Genomic DNA, 20,357 nt, shown 5'->3' on the forward strand with positions numbered 1-20,357 from the left:
AATGAATATTGAATCTAAAAAAAATGGTTATTCCATGTGGCAACTGAAAAAACAAATAAATATACACACATGAAAGATTTAAAAGAGAAGGTCGCCTACATTACCGGCGGCTCAAAAGGGATAGGACTTGGTATTGCTAAAAAACTGGCTGAACAGGGCGTAAAAGTGGCTGTAAGCGGCAGAACATATAAAGATGTGGATGCAGCAGCTAAAGAAATTTCTGCTGATGATAACAGTGTCTTGGCAGTGGAATCAGATGTATCTAAATGCGAAAACGAAAAAGCTGCTGTTGCAAAAATCATTGAAAAATTCGGCAGGCTTGATATTGTGATTGCCAACGCAGGTGTAGGAAATTTTGCGCCTGTAGACGAACTCACTGAGGAGCAGTGGCACCAGATGATAGATACCAACCTCAGCGGTGTGTTTCATACACTGAAAGCCTCCGTGGAAGAGCTCAAAAAAACCAAAGGATACTACATCACCATTGCGAGCCTGGCAGGTACCAATTTCTTTGAAAAGGGTGCAGGCTACAATGCTTCCAAGTTTGGCGTGGTGGGCTTTACACAGGCAGCTATGCTGGACCTCAGGCCATATGATATAAAGGTTACAACCATTATGCCGGGGTCGGTTTCAACGCATTTTAATCACCATACACCTTCTGAAGACGATACCTGGAAAATACAGCCTGAAGACATAGGCCAGATGATAGTAGACCTGCTGCACATGCACCCTCGCACACTACCCAGCAAGATAGAAGTGCGCCCTGCGCAAACCAAGAGCAAGCAGTAACGCTAACGCTTACAAAAAATCCGGCCTGTTTGAAGCCGGATTTTTTTATGCCCTGTATGTTACAAGATGCATGTCAACACTCTGAAAAATCGTCTCTGAATATGCCGTTAACCGCTATTACCTGGTGTATATAGAAACCTGTTTCATCGTACATGGTGACCCTGGTTCTCAGAATTTTGTCGTGCAATGAAATGTCTTTTATCAAGCCGCTGACTCTTTCGGTTCCTCCCCTGTCAATAATCAGATCAACTATTGTCCGGTTTTTCATATATGCTGCGAGAATCTCATAAAAAACTTCGGGCTTTACGGTGTTTGCTCTGCAATCCATAAGTAGAAGTTTTGGTATACAATGAAAAATACAATTTCCATGCCTGCCTTAGGTAAACTGTAGCTGTAGAGTTTTTTATTTTGTTAAATCAGGTGATTTATTTAAGTATAAAGTAAGAAGTCCAATATAGCGTACCTTGTATAACCTATTGTACGCGCTGTGTTCAGGTATACATTTAACCACAATGTGCAAGGAAACCACAAGGTTCACAAACTTATGCAAGCCAAAGTAAGAAGTAAGAAGTCGCATATAGTGTGCCTTGTATAACTCTTGTGCGCGTTGTGTACCAGGGGATTTATATAACCATAATGCCCATGAAGAAGGCACAAATTCTCAAAAGAAAAATCTTTCGTGGCTTGTAAGGCCACAATATTATTGCTTGCGCAGTTGTTGCAGCAAGGCCCTGAGATCCTTTGGCAGCGGCGCTTCCAGCCGGTACTCTATGTCGTGTAAAGTGAAATGAAGCCGGTGAGAATGCAGCGCCAGCCTGCTCAATACAGGCCTTTCCTCTTCCTCTTGTTTCGACAATTTATAGTTGCGTTTTATTTGCGAGAGATACACGGGCTTGCCATCGCCATACCATTCGTCACATACAATGGAAGCGCCGAGGTACTGCGTATGCACGCGTATCTGGTGTGTGCGGCCGGTATGAATATTGAATTCCACCAGTGAGTAACCGCGGAAAGCCTCAACTGTTTTATAATCTGTTCGTGAAGGTTTACCCTTGGCGTTTACCACCATTTTGCCATTTTTAGCAGGATGCTCTGCAATGGCAGCGTTCACCGTGCCTTCTGCAGGATGCAGATGGCCGTTTACCAGCCCGAGATAAAATTTTTCTACTTCACGCGACTGGAATTTTTCAGACAATGCTTTGTGGGTACCGGTATCCTTAGCGAAGATGATAAGGCCGCTGGTAAATTTATCCAGGCGGTGTACCGTAAAAATATCACCGTACTTTTTTAAAAGCAGTTCTTTTAACGATTGGCCGCTGCCGGCCCTGTCTGGGATACTCAACATGCCCACGGCTTTGTTGACGGCTATAAAATTTTGGTGCTCAAAGATAATGTCCATACTACTTACCGGCTTTCTTTGCGTTCAACATTTTCAGTGCGCGTACTTCCTTCTCATTTAAAAATCTCCACTTCCCCCGTTCTACATTTTTCTTGGTCAGGTTGGCAAACATTACCCGGTCCAGTTTCGTAACGGTATAACCCAGGTGATAAAATATCCTTTTTACAATATGGTTCTTGCCGCTGTGAATCTCTATTCCCACTACCCTTTTGTCTTTTGCATCGGCATAGCCAACAGCATCTGCTTTTATAAAACCATCTTCCAGTTCAATGCCTGCAAGGATCTTTTCTGCATCTGATTTGGAAAGCGCTTTATCCAGCGTAGCTTCATATATTTTTTTGGCTTCAAATGATGGGTGCATAAGCTTTTGCGCCAGTTCACCGTCGTTGGTGAGCAGTAGTACGCCGGTAGTGTTTCTGTCAAGCCTGCCTACAGGATAGATGCGTTCGGGAATGCTTTTGACAAGATCGGTGACAGTTTTCCTGCCTTTGTCGTCTTCCATCGTGGTAATGTGGTCTTTGGGTTTATTCATCAGTACATATACCATTTTTTGCTGAAGAGAAACAGGTTTGTCTTTGAGCTTAACGGTATCCTTTTCCGTTACTTTATATCCCGGTTCATAAACCACGTCGTTATTCACTTTCACAAATCCCTGCTTTACCAGCTCTGCGGCTTCTCTCCTGCCGCAAACACCTGAGTGGGCTATGTATTTATTCAGCGGCATCTTTTCTTCATACAACTCTTCCTTTTCATCGTGCTTTTTATAGCCACTGTGTTTTTTGTTTTTATCAGCATACTTTTCCTGTCTGCCATGTGGTTTTTTCTCAGCGAACTCTTCAGTTTTTTTACCCGATTTTTTCTGCCATTTTACAGCAAGGTCCTCACTATCCTCCTCCTGCTTCCTGAAAGTTTTTTTAGGAACAAACTTGCTTCCGTCTGCATTATCCGTATGTTTCCCTTTTGAAAATTTCCTGTCTTCGTACGATTTTTTAATACCTGTGGATGTGCTTTTCCTGTTGGGATATTTTTTAGTTTTATCTTCTGCCCCTAAAACCGCTTCTCCCCTGTCTTTAGCGAATTTTTCGCGCCTCAGCTCCTCGCCAAATGCGCGCATGTCGGCTTTTGCTTTTCTTTTTTCCTGGCGGAATGCTTCTTTCTTTTTCGCATTGCTCTGCGGGTTAATGAACTTTTCGAATCCGGCTTTATTTTTCATGTGTGTATATATTTATTTGTTTTTTAGTTGCCACATGGAATAACCATTTTTTTTAGATTCAATACTCATCCTCGGTTGGTAAAGATTCCTAATCTTTATGGTTATTTCATGTGTATATTTTTATTTTTCTTTATGGTCACATGGAATAGCTTTATTCATTCGCGGTTGGTATGCAACCTTGCTTATGGCTATTTCATGTGTATATAATTTATTTGTTTTTCAGTTGTCACATGGAATAGCCTTTATTCATTCGGTTGGTATGCAACTTTGCTTATGGCTATTTCATGTGTATATAATTTATTTGTTTTTCAGTTGTCACATGGAATAACCTTTATTCATTCGGTTGGTATGCAACTTTGCTTATGGCTATTTCATGTGTAAATTTATTTGTTTTTCAGTTGCCATATGGAATAACCATTTTTTTAGATGCAATACTCATTTTCAATTAATATACATTGTTGATTTTTATGGTTATTTTATGTTTGCTGATCGTGCTTTGTAATTTGGGGGAATGCAAGGCTTTTAACGGGAAAGCTTTGCTTAGGCTTTATTGGCTAATTGCCCGCAAGCGGCATCAATATCTTTACCGCGGCTCCGCCTGAGCCTTGCGTTTACTTTGTGTGATTGCAGGTAGGCAACAAATTTTTCTGTAACATCTTCAGAAGGTTTGCTGAAGCGCGCATCGTCAATGGGATTGTATTCGATAATGTTTACCAGGTCTGCCGGCACCTGCCTGTACAATTTCACCAGTTCCCTGGCATCCTGTTCGGTATCATTGAAGCCATCAAACAAAATATATTCAAATGTAATTTCGTTTTTAGTCTGCTTATAGAAATGGTTCAATGCATCCGCCAGCGACCTGATGTTGTTGGTTTCATTGATGGGCATTATTTCATTGCGCTTAACGTCATTGGCTGCATGCAGCGACAGTGCAAGCTTGTAGCGTACGCGGTCATCGCCCATCTTTTTAATGATCTTTGCCACGCCGGCTGTTGAAACGGTGATGCGGCGCGGGCTCATGAACAGGCCGTCCTCCGCAGAAATACGCTCAATGGCTTTGTTTACATTGGCATAGTTAAGCAATGGCTCGCCCATGCCCATGAATACAATGTTTGAAAGTTTTTGACCGTAATGCTTTTCACTCTGTTGATTCAGCAGTACTACCTGGTCGTAAATCTCATCGAAATGCAGGTTGCGCTTACGTTCCATAAATCCTGTGGCACAAAATTTACAGGTAAGGCTGCAGCCGATCTGCGATGATACACAGGCCGTTTTCCTTTCATCAGTCGGTATCAGTACGCCTTCTACCAGATGGCCTTCATGCGTGCGGAAGCGGCTTTTGATGGTGCCGTCGCTGCTTTCCTGTACCAGGTCTGTCGTTAAAGCCGGAAGTGTAAAATTTGATCCTAATTTCTGGCGCAGTTCTTTGGAAAGGTTAGACATATCTGCAAAGCTTTGCGCGCCTTTTTGCCAGAGCCACTCGTAGACCTGTTTTGCGCGGAACTTTTGTTCACCGATGGCTATAAAAAAATCTTCCAGTGCTTTTAAAGACAGGTTACGAATGTTTTGGTGCTTTGCAACGTTCATCTTGCAAAGATACATCAATAAAATTTCAGATGAATCTGTGGGCTACAAGAAATAGCAGGATGTCCTTCAGGGTAAGTCATTGAGGTCTGAACTAAAAGAAAGTTATTATTTACCAAAAGATGCATAACTGCGCCAAACATATATTACGGAAGGACTATATTACTCTATGGATCGAATAAAAGTGTGAAATACCAACGGGAAAGATAAATGCCTGCTAATATTCATTTACACCTCTCCTTCTACTTACTTCCCTCATAAATACAGCAAATACCCATTGTAAGCGCTTCATAAGATGTACCGGTAAAGCCTACGCCATCCATCACAGTTACAAAATCTTTTCTTTCCGGGAACACCATAATAGAATCGTTCAGATACTGGTATGCAGTTTTACTTTTTGAAATCATTTTGCCTACATTGGGTGTTACCACCTGCATGTAGATTCTATAAAGCAGTTTAAATACAGGATTTTTGGGACGTGAAAATTCAAGAATTACCAGCTTGCCTCCCGGCCTTAAAATACGGTACATTTCTGCAATGCCTTTCTCCAGGTTCTGAAAATTACGTACGCCGAAAGATACGGTCACGGCATCAAAACTGTTGTCTTTAAAAGGCAGGTTCTCGCTGTCGCCTTCCATCATTTCTATGTGTGCAGAAAGTTTTTCTTTAGCAACCTTTTCCCTGCCAACCTCCAGCATACCTTTGGAGATATCAATGCCTGTAATTTTTCCGGGTGTCAGCATTTTATAGGTCATAATGGCAAAATCTCCGGTACCTGTAGCCACATCCAGAATACTTTGCGGCTTTATAGATGTCAGGCGCCTGATGGCTTTTTTTCTCCAGCCCTGATCAATGCCCATGCTCAGGAAACGATTCAAAAAATCGTATTTCGATGCAACATCATCAAACATTTCCGCTACCTGTTGCTTTTTTTCTTTATCACTATGGCGGTAGGGAGTAACGGTATCGTGGGCGAATTTTGACATGCAGCGAAGGTAAATAAAACACGTTGATTTTATAAAAAACATCTTAAGGAACAACCTTTACTTTAAAAATTTAAGAAAGGTAAACAACAAGACTGCCGTCAGCACCAAAGCGATGATGATTTTTTCTGCTTTGGCCTGCTTCCTGTTTTTTGATAATAATAATGCAGCAATTATAAGTATTATGGAGGTTGCCTGGAAAATAAACGCAGTTGTATCTATCTCGTTCGGATGCAGGTACGAATAACCAATATAGCTAATCAAAAAAATGATAGCTATTGATAGCAAAGCCTTTCTGAATATGGAATTGCCTCTGCTGTTTTTGGGTGAACTATTGCTATGCATGCTGACTTTAAATTTTACATGTTTTAAAGATAATGTATTATAATTGTTTTTGGCATAGGTAACGCAAAAGGACAGTTTGGACAACACCGGATACAGCTTTATTCTTTAACCCAATGTGGATAAAGAGGCAAAATTTCACAAAGAGATTTCGTGGATCCTTCTCTTCGTGGCAATCCTGGTTTTCAGCAAATTTCACAGACATAATCCTGAATCAAAAATCACAATCAAACATCATCCATCACAAATTCCATCACACTGGGATAATGGTGTGAATATTGCCTACATGTTTCACAGATGGAAACGCAGCAATGTTCGCAGCAATATTTTATTAATTTTCATTATTTATTAACGAACCTATTCGTATTTTCACGTGCTAAAAAACAATCGACATCTATGCAAAGTGCTGAAGAAATTGTCAGGATCAATGAGCAGGTAGCATCCAAGGCGCAGTTTATTAAAAAAATAAAGGAAGAAGTAGCCCACAAAATTATAGGCCAGTCTTACATGATAGACCGCTTGCTTATCGGCTTGCTGAGCAACGGGCACGTACTCCTTGAAGGTGTGCCGGGACTGGCAAAAACACTCACTATTAAATCTCTTGCCGATGTGATCAACGCAAAATTCAGCAGGATACAATTTACGCCTGACCTCTTGCCGGCCGACCTTATCGGTACCATGATCTACCATCAGCAGACAAACGATTTCAGGGTTAGAAAAGGGCCGATCTTTGCCAACTTTATCCTGGCTGACGAGATCAACCGTGCGCCCGCAAAGGTACAGAGCGCACTGCTTGAAGCCATGCAGGAGAAACAGGTGACCATCAGCGAAACATCCTACCCGCTCGACGATCCTTTCCTGGTGCTGGCCACCCAAAACCCTTTGGAACAGGAAGGTACTTACCCGCTGCCGGAAGCACAGCTCGACAGGTTTATGCTGAAAGTGGTAGTAGGCTATCCGAGCAAGGCAGAGGAGCAGGAAATTATTAAACACCAGGTGCAGGACATAGAGCCGCACGTAGCCAATCATGTGGCTGAGATCAGTGAAATACGTGAAGCAAGGGACCTTACCAGGCGTATTTACATGGATGAGAAAATTGAAAAATATATCGTAGACATTGTATTTGCTACACGCTACCCTGAACAGTATGGCATGCCGCGCATGAAAGATTTTATCAGCTATGGCGGTTCACCGAGAGCCAGCATTAACCTGGCTTTGGCCGGTAAAGCTCACGCATTCCTGGAAGGCCGGGGATACGTGATACCAGATGATATTAAATCTATTGCCAAGGATGTCTTAAGACACAGGATAGGCCTTACTTACGAAGCTGAAGCAGAAAATATTACTACCGAACAGATCATTGATGAATTAATTAAAGTGGTGCCTGTACCGTAATCCACCCACGCATGTTATTTTCTAAAAAAAATAAAGAGAAAGAACAACCCCTCACCGAAGAGCAGGAACTGCAGAAAAAGGTGCGCCAACTGGAGATCAGGAGTAAAAAACTCACCAACCATATCTTTACTGGCGAATACCATTCAGCATTTCGTGGAAGAGGTATGTCTTTTAAAGAAGTGCGTGAATACGAGGAAGGAGATGACATCCGCTTTATAGACTGGAACGTGTCTGCCCGCACCAACAATACATACAGCAAACTTTTCGAAGAAGAAAGAGAGATCAGTATTTTCCTGATGGTTGATTCCAGCGCCAGCAACCTGTTTGGCACCAACGGCCAATCCAAGAAAAACCTGATAGCTGAAATATGTGCTACGCTTGCGTTTTCAGCCGTAAAGAATAATGATAAGGTCGGCCTCCTGTTCTTCAGCGATAAAATTGAAAAATTTATTCCCAGCAAGAAGGGAAGAGAGCATGGCCTTTTTTTGTTGAGAGAGCTTATTAATTTCAAGCCGGCATCCGCGCAGACCGATATAAAATCTGCGCTGGAATACGTCAATAACATTTCCAAGAACAAGCACAAAAGCATTATATTTTTACTGAGCGATTTTGTAGATGAGCGTTACCTGGAAACACTGCGGGTGATGGCTAAAAAGCACGAAGTGATCGGCATACAGGTGTTTGACAGGTATGATTCCGTATTGCCGGATGTGGGACTGTTGGAAATTGAAGATATTGAAACCGGACAGACTATGCTTATTGATACCCACAGCAAGTTTACGCAAAACAGCTACGGCACACAGTTTCAGAAGATCAGCGCCGATGCCATAGAAAATTTCAGGAAAGCAGGCGCAGAGTTGCTGCAGGTATCTACAGGAGAAGATTTTATAAAAGTATTGCGTACATTTTTTATTAAAAGATCAAGAGTCAAATAGTGGAATTATTGAACCATATGATTTATTCCTGCAAAAAATACAGGCTTCGTGTACTTGCTGTTTTTCTGTTTGTATGCATATCCCAACTTGGTATTGCACAAAATATATCCGCAAAATTAGACCGTGAACAGATCAGCCTTGGCGAGCAGGTAAACCTGCGCCTGCAAGTTGATAACATTGATAAAGATGTAATGGAGGTAGCGGAATGGTTTTCCGTAGCGGATACAGGCAATCATGTAGAAGTGATCAGGCGTGAAAAGATAGACACTGTAAAGAATGGGAACTCATTCAGCTATGCACAAAACATTATTCTTACTTCTTTCGATTCCGGCCGGTGGAGCGTACCCATCATCTTACCATCCATCACCTCACAGGACGGGCTGGCAATACCTGTACAGTCAGATTCCGTTTTTTTAATGGTCAATTCGGTAGATGTTTCTCAACTACAGGACTTTCACGGTATCAAGGAAGTGGTAGATGTAAAGTATACGGATTACACCTGGCTTTACTACCTGGCTGGCGTATTGATTTTACTATTGTTGATCCTACTGGTGAGGAAGTTACTCAAAAACAGGAAAAAGAAACCGGTTTACACTTCCGCCATCAAAGGCCCGCCGCTATCCTGGGCATTGAAACAGATTGAAAAACTGCAGCAGGAAAACCTGATACAACAGCAAAAAGAAACCGAGTATTTCACACGCCTGGATACCATATGCCGCACCTATTACGATGAGCGTACGCATGCAAATACCCATTACCTTACCGCAAGGGAGACTTTCGAAAAATTGCGTAGATATTTGCAGGAAGAGAAAGACCGTGCTTCTTATTATGAACTTAACCGGATAAACGATGCGGTAAAGTTTGCCAAATACAAGCCTTCACAGGAGCAGGCAGATAAGGCTGCAAGCCTGGCAAAAGAAACTTTACAGACAATAGAACAACAGATCCTTAACGAACAAAACCAAAAGCAGCAGGCAAAAAAATAATGTTTAGAGACTGGTTATCATATTTTGATTGGGGCTACAATTTTGAATTTGCCTACCCATGGATGCTGGGGTTGCTAATCATACTGCCTTTGCTGGTGATCGTGTATGCCAGCAAGAACCGCAAGCCGGCAACTTTTAAAGTGTCAACCACTCATTTTATTAAGAAGGCAAAAACTTTCAAAACCCGTACCAGGCACCTGCCATTTGTGTTGAGGATATTGGCGCTTGCCTGCCTGATTATAGCGCTGGCGCGGCCTCGTGATAAATTCACCGTTTCCCAATCCAATGGCGAAGGTATAGATATCATGCTTTGTATGGATATTTCCGGCAGTATGAATGCCAATGATTTCTCTCCTACCCGGCTGGAGGCAGCCAAGCAGGTGGCGGCAGCATTTGTAATGGCCAGGCCCGGGGACCGTATTGGCATTACTATTTTCAGCATAGTGAGCTATACCCTTTGTCCTGTTACTACAGATCACAATATTGTGTTGCAGCAACTGGCCTCTATCCGCAGTGGTTACCTGGAAGAGGAAGGCACTGCGATAGGTTCAGGCCTGGCTACCAGCGTGGACGGGCTGCGCAGAAGCGATGCAAAATCAAAGATCGTGATACTGCTTACAGATGGCGTAAACATCGGCGGAACTATTTCCCCGGATATTGCCACAGGCCTTGCAAAAACTTATGGTATTAAAGTATATACCATCGGTATAGGTACCAAAGGTACCATGAATGTGACCCAGCGCACGGAAGCGGGTGAAGAGGTATCACAAAATATGCAGATTGATTTCAACGCCACACTTTTAAAAAGTATTGCTCAGCAAACCGGCGGACAGTATTACTATGCAAAAGATAAGAATGCTTTACAGATGGTGTATGCTCATATTAACCAGTTGGAAAAGTCTAAAGTGGAGGTTTCTACATACAATAGATTTGTAGAAAAATATCTGCCCTGGCTGTTAACGGGATTGGTTTTATTGTTCCTGGAGTTTGTTTTAAGAACTACTTACTACAAAAGATTTCCTTAAAAGTAAATAATTCACAACTGTGCATCAAAAATCAAGCCATTATTTTGATTTATGAAAAAAAATGTTTAATATTGCATATAATATCAACATAAATGGCTCTAAGTCAAGCATTACTACAGAAACAGTTACAGAAATTATCGCCACAGCAAATCCAGCTTATGAAGTTGTTGCAGGTGCCTACGGCCAACCTCGAACAACGCATTAAAGATGAACTGGAAGAAAACCCGGCGCTTGAGCAGGGTGAAAATACAGCCGAAGACGAATATGCCAAAGACGAATTTCAGGATGCGCCTGAACTTGAGGCTAACCATGAAGATGAAATGACAGGAAGTGAAGATGAATATGATAATATAGACATCAGCGAATATATACACGACGGTGATGATGAAATTGCCGACTACCGTACCAGGGATGATGGTTATGGCGAAGCAGAGGAAAAGCAGACTATTCCCTTTAAAGTAGAAAGCAGTATGCACGAGACGCTTGAAAACCAACTGGGCATGCTGTCTTTAGACCCGCGCCAATACATCATTGCAGAACAGATCATCGGCAGCATTGATGCAGACGGCTATTTAAGAAGAGACTTGGAATCTATCGTTGACGATCTTGCTTTCAGGCAGAATGTAGAAACATCTGTAGATGAACTGGAAGACCTGGTAAAGAAGATTCAACATTTTGAGCCTGCCGGTATCTGTGCAAGGAACTTGCAGGAATGCTTATTGCTGCAGCTCGACAGGTCTGAACACAAGAACTCTAAAACACATGATATTGCCGTACAGTTGCTTACCAGGTATTTTGATGAATTTACCAAGAAACATTATGAAAAAATCATACGCGGACTGGATATTTCAGAAGAAGACCTCAAGGAAGCCATAAACATCATTGTGCGGCTGAACCCTAAGCCAGGCGGCGCTTTAGAAGTTATCAACAAAGCAGAAAGCTATATTGTGCCCGACTTTTTTATCTTTAATAATAACGGTGTCCTTGAGCTTACACTGAACTCTAAAAATGCACCTGACCTTCGTGTAAGCGAGGGTTACCGTGATATGTTGAAAGATTACGACCGCGGAAGCAAGAAAGACAAGCGGCAAAAAGAGGCGGTACTTTTTATCAAGCAGAAAATTGATGCCGCCAAGTGGTTTATCGATATGATCAAACAAAGGCAGCACACGCTTTTGAGCACTATGAATGCTATTATGAATTACCAGGAAGCATTCTTTCTCACCGGCGATGAAACCCTGCTGCGGCCGATGATCCTGAAAGATGTGGCAGAGATCACTGAACTCGACATTTCTACTATCAGCCGCGTTGCTAACAGCAAGTTTGTACAAACGGAATTTGGTACATACCGCCTTAAATTTTTCTTCAGCGAGTCGCTGAGCACCAGTAGCGGCGAGGAAGTAAGCACCCGTGAAGTAAAGAAAATACTTACTGAAGTAATAGAAGGCGAAGACAAACAAAAGCCTTACAGCGATGAATTGCTTACTGAAATCTTGCAGGAAAAGGGCTACAACATTGCCCGGCGTACTGTTGCCAAATACCGCGAGCAGCTCAATCTGCCGGTAGCCAGGTTAAGAAAGACATTGTAATGGATAAACAACACATTACACATCCTGCTGATCCTCAACCGGCTGTACTCACGTTCAGCGCTAAGGCTCTTTCGTATATTTTCCACCCGCTGTTCATCCCCACCTATTTTTATCTGTGGACTTTAGGTCGTTTCGGGGTAGAGTTCTCCGGAGCAGCGCCCGGCGACCTGAAGCTCAGAGCCATAGGCGTATTCATTACTACTGCCTTCTTCCCTGCCCTTACGGTATTGCTATTGTGGAAGCTGAAATTTATTTCCAACATTTATCTCCGCAGCAATAAAGAACGTATTGTGCCTTATGTAGCAGCTATGATCTTTTATTGGTGGATGTGGTTCCTGTCCAAAGGTTTTCAGGACCAGGCGCTGTCTTTAAAGTTTTTCTACTTCGGTATTTTCATTGCTACCATTCCGGCGCTGATATTAAACAGTTTTTGTAAGGTGAGCATGCATGCTATGGGCATGGCAGGCTTAGCTACAGCCATGTTTATATCCTGCATTATGTACCATACTTATTATGGTGTAGATTTGATTATAGCCGTGCTGATGTGCGGCATGGTTTGTAGTTCGCGCCTGCTTTTAAAAGAACATACACAGGCTGAAATTTATCTGGGTGCACTCATTGGTATTCTCGCTCAACTTGTAGCCTATTGGGTCATGATTTAATGCTGCGGCTGCCTTCGGCATATTAATTGTGCAGGTAAACTATTATCTCAACACAATTAAAACTATCACTATGAAAGCAATCTGGAACGGTGCGCTTGGCTTTGGGCTGGTAAATATTCCGGTAAAAATATATTCTGCTGTAGAAGACAGTAAGCTGGATTTTGACATGCTCGACAAGAAAGACCTGTCTAACATCAAGTTTAAGAGAGTAAATGAAACTACCGGCAAGGAAGTGCTTTGGGAGAATATTGTAAAAGGGTATAAGATAGACGATCAGTATGTTTTAGTAGAAGAGGCAGATTTTGAGGCAGCAAGCCCTGAAAAGACCAAGCTGCTTTCTATACAACAATTCGTAAAGGAAGATGAGATAGACAGTGTCTATTTTGAATCGCCCTACTTCCTGGAGCCGCAAAAGAACGGAGAAAATGCCTACATGCTTTTATTGCAGTCGCTGGTAAAAACGGGTATGGCAGGCGTAGGTACATTTGTATTGCGCGATAAGGAATTGATCGGCCTCATCAGGCCGTACAATGAAGATATACTGGTGCTGAACCGCCTGCGTTTTTCCAACGAGATCAGGAATTATGATGAGCTGAAATTGCCTGCCAAAAAAGAGGTAAAACCTGCAGAGCTGAAGATGGCAGAGGCTTTGATACAACAACTTTCTGAAAAATTTGATCCCTCGCAATATACGGATACCTATAGCGAAGAGCTTTTAAAGATCATTGAAAGCAAGGCTAAAGGCAAGAAGATCAAAGCCTCCAAAGCGGCGCCTGCCACTTCAAAAACTATTGACCTGATGTCGCAATTGAAAGCCAGCCTTGAATCTACCGGTAAAAGAAAAACAGCCTCGTGATGTCGCTGGAAGAGTACAATAAAAAACGGGATTTTAAGCAAACTGCCGAGCCTAAAGGTACCAGGAACAAAACCTCCGGTAAACTTAGGTTTGTGGTGCAGCGCCACGCTGCCTCCAGGCTGCACTATGATTTCCGACTGGAAATGGAAGGCGTTTTAAAAAGCTGGGCTGTGCCGAAAGGCCCTTCCCTGAACCCCGCAGATAAACGGCTTGCCATGATGGTTGAAGACCATCCCTATAGCTACCGCACATTCGAAGGAACCATCCCTCAGGGTAACTACGGCGCAGGAGAAGTTGAAATATGGGACGAAGGCTTTTATGAACCTTTGCATAAAAAAACAGGCTTAGCAGACGATAAGATATTATTGAATGAATTAAAAACGGGCTCGCTCAAAATCGTATTGAAAGGCAATAAATTAAAGGGCGAATTCGCACTGGTAAAAATCAAGAACCCCCAGGATGATAATGCCTGGCTGCTGATAAAGCATAAAGATGCATTTGCTGTAACAGGGAAATATTCTGCTGAAGATTTTACCAAAAAGAATTCCAAGGTAACCCAACTGGTAGCCGGGAAAAAAAAGAAATCAGCCAATAAAATTCTACCTGCTGAAAAGGAGGATACGAGCAAAAAACCTGTTGAATCCAAACGCAGAGTAACCAATCATGCACCCTACATTTCCGGAGAAAAAAAACTTAAGGATTACGTAAAGCCAATGCTGGCAACGCTTACAGAAGAACCTTTTTCGGATGATGAATGGGTATTTGAAATAAAATGGGATGGTTACCGTGCTATAGCAGAAACCGGTAGCACGTTTAGATTTTATTCGCGCAACGGCCTGTCTTTCGCTAATAAATATGCGCCTATAACAGAAGAACTGAAATCACAGCAGCACGAAATGATCCTGGATGGCGAAATTGTGGCTTACGACAATGACAAACCATCCTTTCAAAGCCTGCAGCATTATAACGATCATTCTGCCACACCGCTCATCTACCATGTATTTGATATCCTTTATCTCAATGGCCACAGTACAGAATCCCTTACTTTGCTGCAACGCAAAGAATTGCTGAAAGATGCGCTGGTTGAAGGCGAGCATATAAAATATTGCGATCATGTGGAGAATGACGGCATCGGCTTTTTCGAAGCTATCAAGGAAAATAACCTGGAAGGAATAATCGCAAAAATGAAATCCGGGGAATATACAAGAGGCATAAGAACCAGGCAATGGCTGAAGATAAAATACCACAATATTACAGAAGCTGTAATCGCAGGATTCACCGAACCACGCGGCAGCCGGAAGGCTTTCGGCGCTTTGATATTAGGGAGGTATGAAAATGGCGAGCTCGTCTACACCGGGCATACAGGTACAGGATTTAACCAGGCTACTCTGAAAGAAATGTACGCCCGTTTGCAGCCACTGATAACAAAAGATTGCCCCTTTGCGAAAAAGCCAAAGACAAACATGCCGGCCACCTGGTTAAAGCCTGAGCTGGTCTGCAATATAAAATATACGGAGATCACTGATGAGCATATATACCGGCACCCTGTTTACATGGGTTTACGCATAGATAAATCAGCCTCGGAGGTGGATAACAGTGATAGCACACAACCAGAACCTGCACCCAAAAAATCGAAGCCTGTGAAAAAATCAAATCATACGGAAGGTGATGTTATTAAAAGTATCGGTGGTAAGCAGGTAAAGCTTACCAACCAGTCAAAAGTGTACTGGCCTGATGAGGGCTACACAAAAGGCGATCTGATAGATTATTACCAGGATATGAGCGCTTACATTTTGCCATACCTGAAAGACAGGCCGCAGTCGCTCCACCGCTTTCCCAACGGTATTAAGGAGCTTAGCTTTTATCATAAGGATGCAGGCGCAGGAGCGCCTGACTGGGTAAAGACTGTAAATGTTTATTCAGCATCTAATGATAAAGAGCTGGAATATATCCTTTGTAACGACAAAGCTACCCTCGCCTACTTAAATAACTTAGGCTGCATTGAACTAAATCCCTGGAACAGCCGCATAAAGAAGATTGATCATCCGGATTACATGATCATAGATATTGATCCTGCGGATAAAAATACGTTTGAGCAGGTGATAGAAACTGCGCAGGCAACCAAGGAAATACTGGATATCTGTAAAGTTGATGCTTACTGCAAAACTTCTGGCAGCACAGGCTTGCATGTGTTTGTGCCTATGGGCGCTAAATATACTTATGACCAGGTAAAAGACTTCGCACACATTATTGCAGACCTGGTGCAAAAGCGTTTACCGAAATTTACAACATTGGAAAGAAACCTGAAGAAGCGCGGCAACAACAAAATCTATATCGATTATCTTCAGAACCGCAGCGGCCAAACGATCGCAAGCATTTACAGCGTACGGCCGAAGCCCGGGGCTTCGGTTTCTATGCCGCTTGAATGGGGGGAAGTAAGGAAAGGTTTATCCCCCACAGACTTTCATATACACAATGCTTGTGAGCGTGTAAAAATGAAAGGAGATATTTTCCGCGGCGTTATGGGCAAAGGTGTTGATATAGCTAAATGCCTTACACTGCTTGAAGAGGAGATGAATAAATAGTTGGTTTACAAATAAGCATCCAGCCTCCTTTTGGGTTTGTATCTTTCTCCATGCTGGGAAAAATCCAGCCCGTCTTCTTCAGCATCAAGCGAAACACGCACCGGGATGAAGAAGTCAGTTACCTTAAACAAGAGATAAGAACCAAAAAATGCAAATAAAGAAGCTATTGCCAGCGCCAGCAGGTGATATAAAAAAGTGGTAGTCTCCCCATATATTAAGCCTACATCTTTGGCAAATACAGCAGTAAGCAGCATGCCTATTATGCCTCCTAAACCATGACAGGGAAATACATCCAGCGTATCATCGAGGTTGGATTTATTTTTAAACTTTACCGCAAAGTTGCTGATAACCGCCGTTATAAAACCAATGAACAATGCCTGCGGCACCGTCACGTATGCACAGCCCGGAGTGATGGCTACTAAGCCTACCACAGCAGCTATGCAGGCTCCCATGGCAGAGGGCTTATTTCCTTTGAACATTTCTAAAGCTACCCAGCCCATCATGGCTGCAGCGGAAGCAGCCATAGTTGTGGCAAAAGCCTGCACGGCAGTTGCATTAGCACCTAATGCAGAGCCGCCGTTAAAGCCGAACCATCCGAACCACAACATGCCCGTTCCCAACAATACATACGGAATATTTACCGGCTCATAATGCCTGTTCTTCTCAAATTCTTTCCGTCTGCCTAAAAACATAGCGCCTACCAGAGCAGCATAGCCGGCGCTCATATGTACTACAGTACCGCCTGCAAAATCCAGCACTCCCCATTTACGGAATATACCTTCCGGGTGCCAGGTAGCATGTGCCAGAGGAGTATAGATAAATATGGTAAATAAAGAGATGAATAAAACATACGCCTTAAAGTTCACTCTTTCTGCAAAACTGCCGGTGATAAGTGCAGGTGTGATGATGGCAAATTTTAACTGGAACAATGCAAAAAGCAAGAATGGTATAGTAGGCGCCAATACTGGATGTACATCAAGACCAACATTTCTCAGAAACATAAAAGTAAGCGGATTTCCAATAATCCCTTTAAAGCTGTCTCCGAAACACAGGCTGAATCCTACAATAAAATAGATAATAGTAATTACTCCCAAACAGATGAAGCTTTGTAGCATGGTAGAAATAATATTTTTTCTGCGCACCATACCCCCATAAAAAAATGATAACCCGGGGGTCATTAAAAATACAAGTCCCGTTGCAGATAGCAGCCACGCTACATCAGAAGCAACAATGTCTGCGCCATTCCCGTTTGTATGTATCGGGATAATGGCTGCAACCAGGCAAAAAATAAACAAGAGTAAAAAAGGTAATTTCGTTTTCATAAAGTAATATTATAATTAATTTAATTTAACAAAATTAAATTTTTATTTCAATTTATTGGATAAAAGTAACAAATTTATTCAAATATTATTTTTAATAATAACAATACAGAAAATTATTCAGAATGGTACAAAATTTAAAAACCCCTATCTGATCCATTTAATAATCAAATTTCTAAAATCTTCATTGCTGCACGCTTTACCATTGTAACGGATGATGTTGCCGGTTCAAATTGATACAGACAAGGACATTGATTGTGTACAAAATAATGCAACAGGCGCGGCAGGTTAGGTGATTTATGTGCTCATGGCGGATTTAACCAGCAACAACATCCCAATATTATTACTTCTGGCAAATTCTTGCCATTACAGTTATCCGTCTTCGGAACGTATATAGAAAAATACTTAATATATATAGCTAAGGCATAAACAACTATGGCAATACAGGCAAGTTGTTTTTTTTTATACTGCATTCTTACACTCCATATACAAATGCTTGTGGAAGCAGGCTTGTAACAATCCTAAAGATGAAGGAAAGCCTGATAAATGTTTTGAGATAACCCGGTTGCAACAAAATAACTTAAGTAGGAGGTTTATTGCGCCAAGCAATGAATGATCAGATTATAGCTGCTCTGCTTTCACGCGTCCGAAGCGCAAAGCTTTCAGCATCCATCCGGGCAATGGTTTGAGAGCATCTCTCTTTTTCAGGTTTAAGCTTAAGCCTAATTTTTTAGAGATAGGAATTTTGTGGGTTTCTACCAACTCTATCAACGTGCCGTCAGTATCTTCTATGTAGGCAAACTGCCCGGCAGCTTCACCCATGTCAAAAGACTCACCGTTTTTAAAGTTGCTGGCGCTGTCTGCCGTGAAAGCGTAGCCATGACTTTTGCATTTTTCACGCAGCGCATCCATGTTAGTTATATCAAAGCAGAGATGGATAAAGCCGGGATCGCCCCAGAAGCGGCCTGCATAGATGCTTTGCGGCTTACGGTCTTTTGCTTCTATCAATTCAATGTAAGACGGCCCCATCAATTTACTCAAAGCTCCTTTTCTGGGCTGGCTATGCGTCAGTAACCTTCTGCGGTACTTCTGGCTGCCGGATGGCAAAGCTTTGATGTCGTCAAAGACGCCTGTTTCATCGGCCAGTATTTTATCATAGCCCAGTATGCCGGTATACACCTTTACGGCTTTGTCAATATCTGTAACGCCAATGATGGCGCCTGCTACACCGCCGGTAGTATGTTTTTCATCACGAAAAATATAGTCATCCTGCACTACCTGGAAAAAGTTCCCGAAAGGGTCTTGAAGAAAAAAAGTGTTATTCCCGTCTATGGATTTGCAAATGCTCCCGGCAATTTTCACCTGTTTGTTTTTAGAGAATTCTTCAAAGGATTTTGCTACATCTCGGCTCTTGATCTTTGCAGCAAATATTCCGAGGTCTCCTGTTTGAATATCGAATGCTGCTTTCTGCGGCTTGCGTTCGGAGTATTGCCATACTTCAAAGCCGCCGCCGCCTTGCATGTTGATGGCTATCACGGCATGGCGTTTTTGCGGCACATTGCCCGTGTAGGGAAGCATCAATTCAGCTACCGTATTATCTTCCAGCACACGGATGTCCATGTTGAATACGTCAATGTAATATTTCCATGCTTCTTTGAGGTCCTCAACGCCAATACCTATCTGCTGTATTCCACTGATTATATAATCCTTCATGATGCGTGAAAAAAAGTTCTGCTGTTTTTAGTTGTAATGCGCGTTAAAAGTAATGTATTTTACAATAAAAAAGGAAACTCTTATTTTAACACGCCCTTGTTGTCAGGTAGCCCTGATCTTTCTTACCAGCCTGGACGCCCAAGCAGGGAAAAAACGCTTGATGTACACCATCAGCAGTTCTTTGCCGCCTATCAGGACTTCGCGTTTCTGATGCCTGATGGCTGAAACAATTTGCCTGGCAGCTTTCTCTGCAGTTATGCCTGATGCCTGTCCTTCATCTAATTGTGCATGCTTTGTGCCGTTTGCTTCGAGGGCATTGTAAGAAATATTGGTACGCACCCTTCCCGGGCAGATAAATACTACACGGATATTGTTGTCGTAATATTCTGCCTGCACCGTTTCAAAAAATCCATACAGCGCAAACTTGGAAGCTGCATAGGATGAGCGCAGCGGAAAGCCGAATTTACCCGAAATACTGGTGGTTACCGCTATGGTGCCGCCACCATGCGCAATCATTGCCGGCAGTATCGTCTTTGCGATCTTTACGGGTGCAAAATAATTTACCTGCATGATTTTCTGGTCTACTACATCATCAGTATCCAGCGCCTTAGCGCGCTGGCTGATGCCTGCATTCAGAAACAAAATATCAATGCTGCCAAACAAAGCCATTGCCTGCGTTGCAAGCATATGAATATTATCTGTATTGGACAAGTCATGTGGAAGTATGGCACAGTCAGCGCCCAGCTTTGTACACCTGTGCTGTACTGCCAGTAATTTTTGTGTATTGGTGGCTGTGAGAATAAGCTTTACACCTTCCTCAGCCATTTGATAGGCAGTGGCTTCACCGATGCCGGATGAAGCTCCCGTGATCCAGATAGTTTTTCCTGATATTTCCTGCAAGGTCGTTTGTTTACTTACAAATGTAGGGTAAAAACGAATTGAAAATGAATGGCACCTTCGTAGCAATAACTTAAAACGTTAC

At 42.5% G+C, this 20,357-nt stretch carries 18 protein-coding genes; 9 read left to right on the forward strand and 9 right to left on the reverse strand.

The genetic code is table 11. The annotated features are described in order from the left end of the window. Positions 1-69 precede the first annotated feature (69 nt). Complete coding sequence (locus OD355_RS11725) at positions 70-789, forward strand: SDR family oxidoreductase (RefSeq protein ID WP_263038675.1); 720 nt, start codon at positions 70-72, stop codon at positions 787-789. A gap of 73 nt (positions 790-862) precedes the next feature. Here the strand turns inward: OD355_RS11725 and OD355_RS11730 are convergent, their stop codons facing one another. From OD355_RS11730 to OD355_RS11755, 6 genes are all read right to left on the reverse strand, one after another. Next, positions 863-1,117 carry a hypothetical protein gene (locus OD355_RS11730; RefSeq protein WP_263038676.1) on the reverse strand — a complete coding sequence of 85 codons (255 nt, stop codon included), beginning with the start codon at positions 1,115-1,117 and terminating at the stop codon, positions 863-865. Positions 1,118-1,489: 372 nt separating this feature from the next. Next, entirely contained in the window at positions 1,490-2,188 is a 699-nt protein-coding gene (locus OD355_RS11735; RefSeq protein ID WP_263038677.1) for an RluA family pseudouridine synthase, read from the reverse strand. Between the two features lies 1 nt (position 2,189). After that, positions 2,190-3,401, reverse strand: a complete 1,212-nt coding sequence (locus tag OD355_RS11740) for a pseudouridine synthase (protein ID WP_263038678.1) — start codon at positions 3,399-3,401, stop codon at positions 2,190-2,192. Between the two features lie 540 nt (positions 3,402-3,941). Next, on the reverse strand, positions 3,942-4,988 hold the full coding sequence (gene rlmN, locus OD355_RS11745; RefSeq protein ID WP_263038679.1) for a 23S rRNA (adenine(2503)-C(2))-methyltransferase RlmN: 1,047 nt from the start codon (positions 4,986-4,988) through the stop codon (positions 3,942-3,944). Between the two features lie 239 nt (positions 4,989-5,227). After that, positions 5,228-5,971 (reverse strand): bifunctional demethylmenaquinone methyltransferase/2-methoxy-6-polyprenyl-1,4-benzoquinol methylase UbiE, encoded by a 744-nt coding sequence (ubiE, locus tag OD355_RS11750; RefSeq protein WP_263038680.1) that lies wholly within the window; start codon positions 5,969-5,971, stop codon positions 5,228-5,230. Between the two features lie 57 nt (positions 5,972-6,028). Beyond that, positions 6,029-6,313 (reverse strand): hypothetical protein, encoded by a 285-nt coding sequence (locus OD355_RS11755; RefSeq protein WP_263038681.1) that lies wholly within the window; start codon positions 6,311-6,313, stop codon positions 6,029-6,031. A gap of 393 nt (positions 6,314-6,706) precedes the next feature. Between OD355_RS11755 and OD355_RS11760 the strand changes: the two genes are divergently transcribed. From OD355_RS11760 to ligD, 8 genes are all read left to right on the forward strand, one after another. Then, complete coding sequence (locus OD355_RS11760) at positions 6,707-7,705, forward strand: AAA family ATPase (RefSeq protein ID WP_263038682.1); 999 nt, start codon at positions 6,707-6,709, stop codon at positions 7,703-7,705. An 11-nt stretch (positions 7,706-7,716) separates the two neighbouring features. Next, the gene (locus OD355_RS11765; RefSeq protein ID WP_263038683.1) at positions 7,717-8,640 is read left to right on the forward strand and encodes a DUF58 domain-containing protein; all 924 of its coding nucleotides are present in this window, start codon (positions 7,717-7,719) and stop codon (positions 8,638-8,640) included. A gap of 17 nt (positions 8,641-8,657) precedes the next feature. Next, a complete protein-coding gene (locus OD355_RS11770; protein WP_263038684.1) occupies positions 8,658-9,626 on the forward strand; it encodes a hypothetical protein in 969 nt (322 codons plus the stop codon). Beyond that, positions 9,626-10,651, forward strand: a complete 1,026-nt coding sequence (locus OD355_RS11775) for a vWA domain-containing protein (protein ID WP_263038685.1) — start codon at positions 9,626-9,628, stop codon at positions 10,649-10,651. The genes OD355_RS11770 and OD355_RS11775 overlap by 1 nt, the downstream gene beginning before the upstream one ends. A 92-nt stretch (positions 10,652-10,743) precedes the next feature. After that, complete coding sequence (gene rpoN, locus OD355_RS11780; RefSeq protein ID WP_263038686.1) at positions 10,744-12,240, forward strand: RNA polymerase factor sigma-54; 1,497 nt, start codon at positions 10,744-10,746, stop codon at positions 12,238-12,240. Further along, on the forward strand, positions 12,240-12,902 hold the full coding sequence (locus OD355_RS11785) for a phosphatase PAP2 family protein (protein WP_263038687.1): 663 nt from the start codon (positions 12,240-12,242) through the stop codon (positions 12,900-12,902). The genes rpoN and OD355_RS11785 overlap by 1 nt, the downstream gene beginning before the upstream one ends. A gap of 70 nt (positions 12,903-12,972) precedes the next feature. Continuing rightward, entirely contained in the window at positions 12,973-13,758 is a 786-nt protein-coding gene (gene ku / locus OD355_RS11790) for a non-homologous end joining protein Ku (RefSeq protein WP_263038688.1), read from the forward strand. Beyond that, the gene (gene ligD / locus OD355_RS11795) at positions 13,758-16,343 is read left to right on the forward strand and encodes a DNA ligase D (RefSeq protein ID WP_263038689.1); all 2,586 of its coding nucleotides are present in this window, start codon (positions 13,758-13,760) and stop codon (positions 16,341-16,343) included. Before ku ends, ligD begins: the two co-directional genes overlap by 1 nt. 5 nt (positions 16,344-16,348) lie before the next feature. Here ligD and OD355_RS11800 read toward each other — a convergent pair whose 3' ends face one another. From OD355_RS11800 to OD355_RS11810, 3 genes are all read right to left on the reverse strand, one after another. Next, complete coding sequence (locus tag OD355_RS11800) at positions 16,349-17,665, reverse strand: ammonium transporter (RefSeq protein ID WP_263038690.1); 1,317 nt, start codon at positions 17,663-17,665, stop codon at positions 16,349-16,351. Positions 17,666-18,283: 618 nt separating this feature from the next. Next, entirely contained in the window at positions 18,284-19,375 is a 1,092-nt protein-coding gene (locus tag OD355_RS11805; RefSeq protein ID WP_263038691.1) for a VOC family protein, read from the reverse strand. 102 nt (positions 19,376-19,477) lie between these two features. After that, a complete protein-coding gene (locus OD355_RS11810; RefSeq protein WP_263038692.1) occupies positions 19,478-20,275 on the reverse strand; it encodes an SDR family oxidoreductase in 798 nt (265 codons plus the stop codon). Positions 20,276-20,357 lie beyond the last annotated feature (82 nt).

The organism is Haoranjiania flava, assembly GCF_025631005.1.
In the GTDB taxonomy this organism is placed as follows: domain Bacteria; phylum Bacteroidota; class Bacteroidia; order Chitinophagales; family Chitinophagaceae; genus Haoranjiania; species Haoranjiania flava.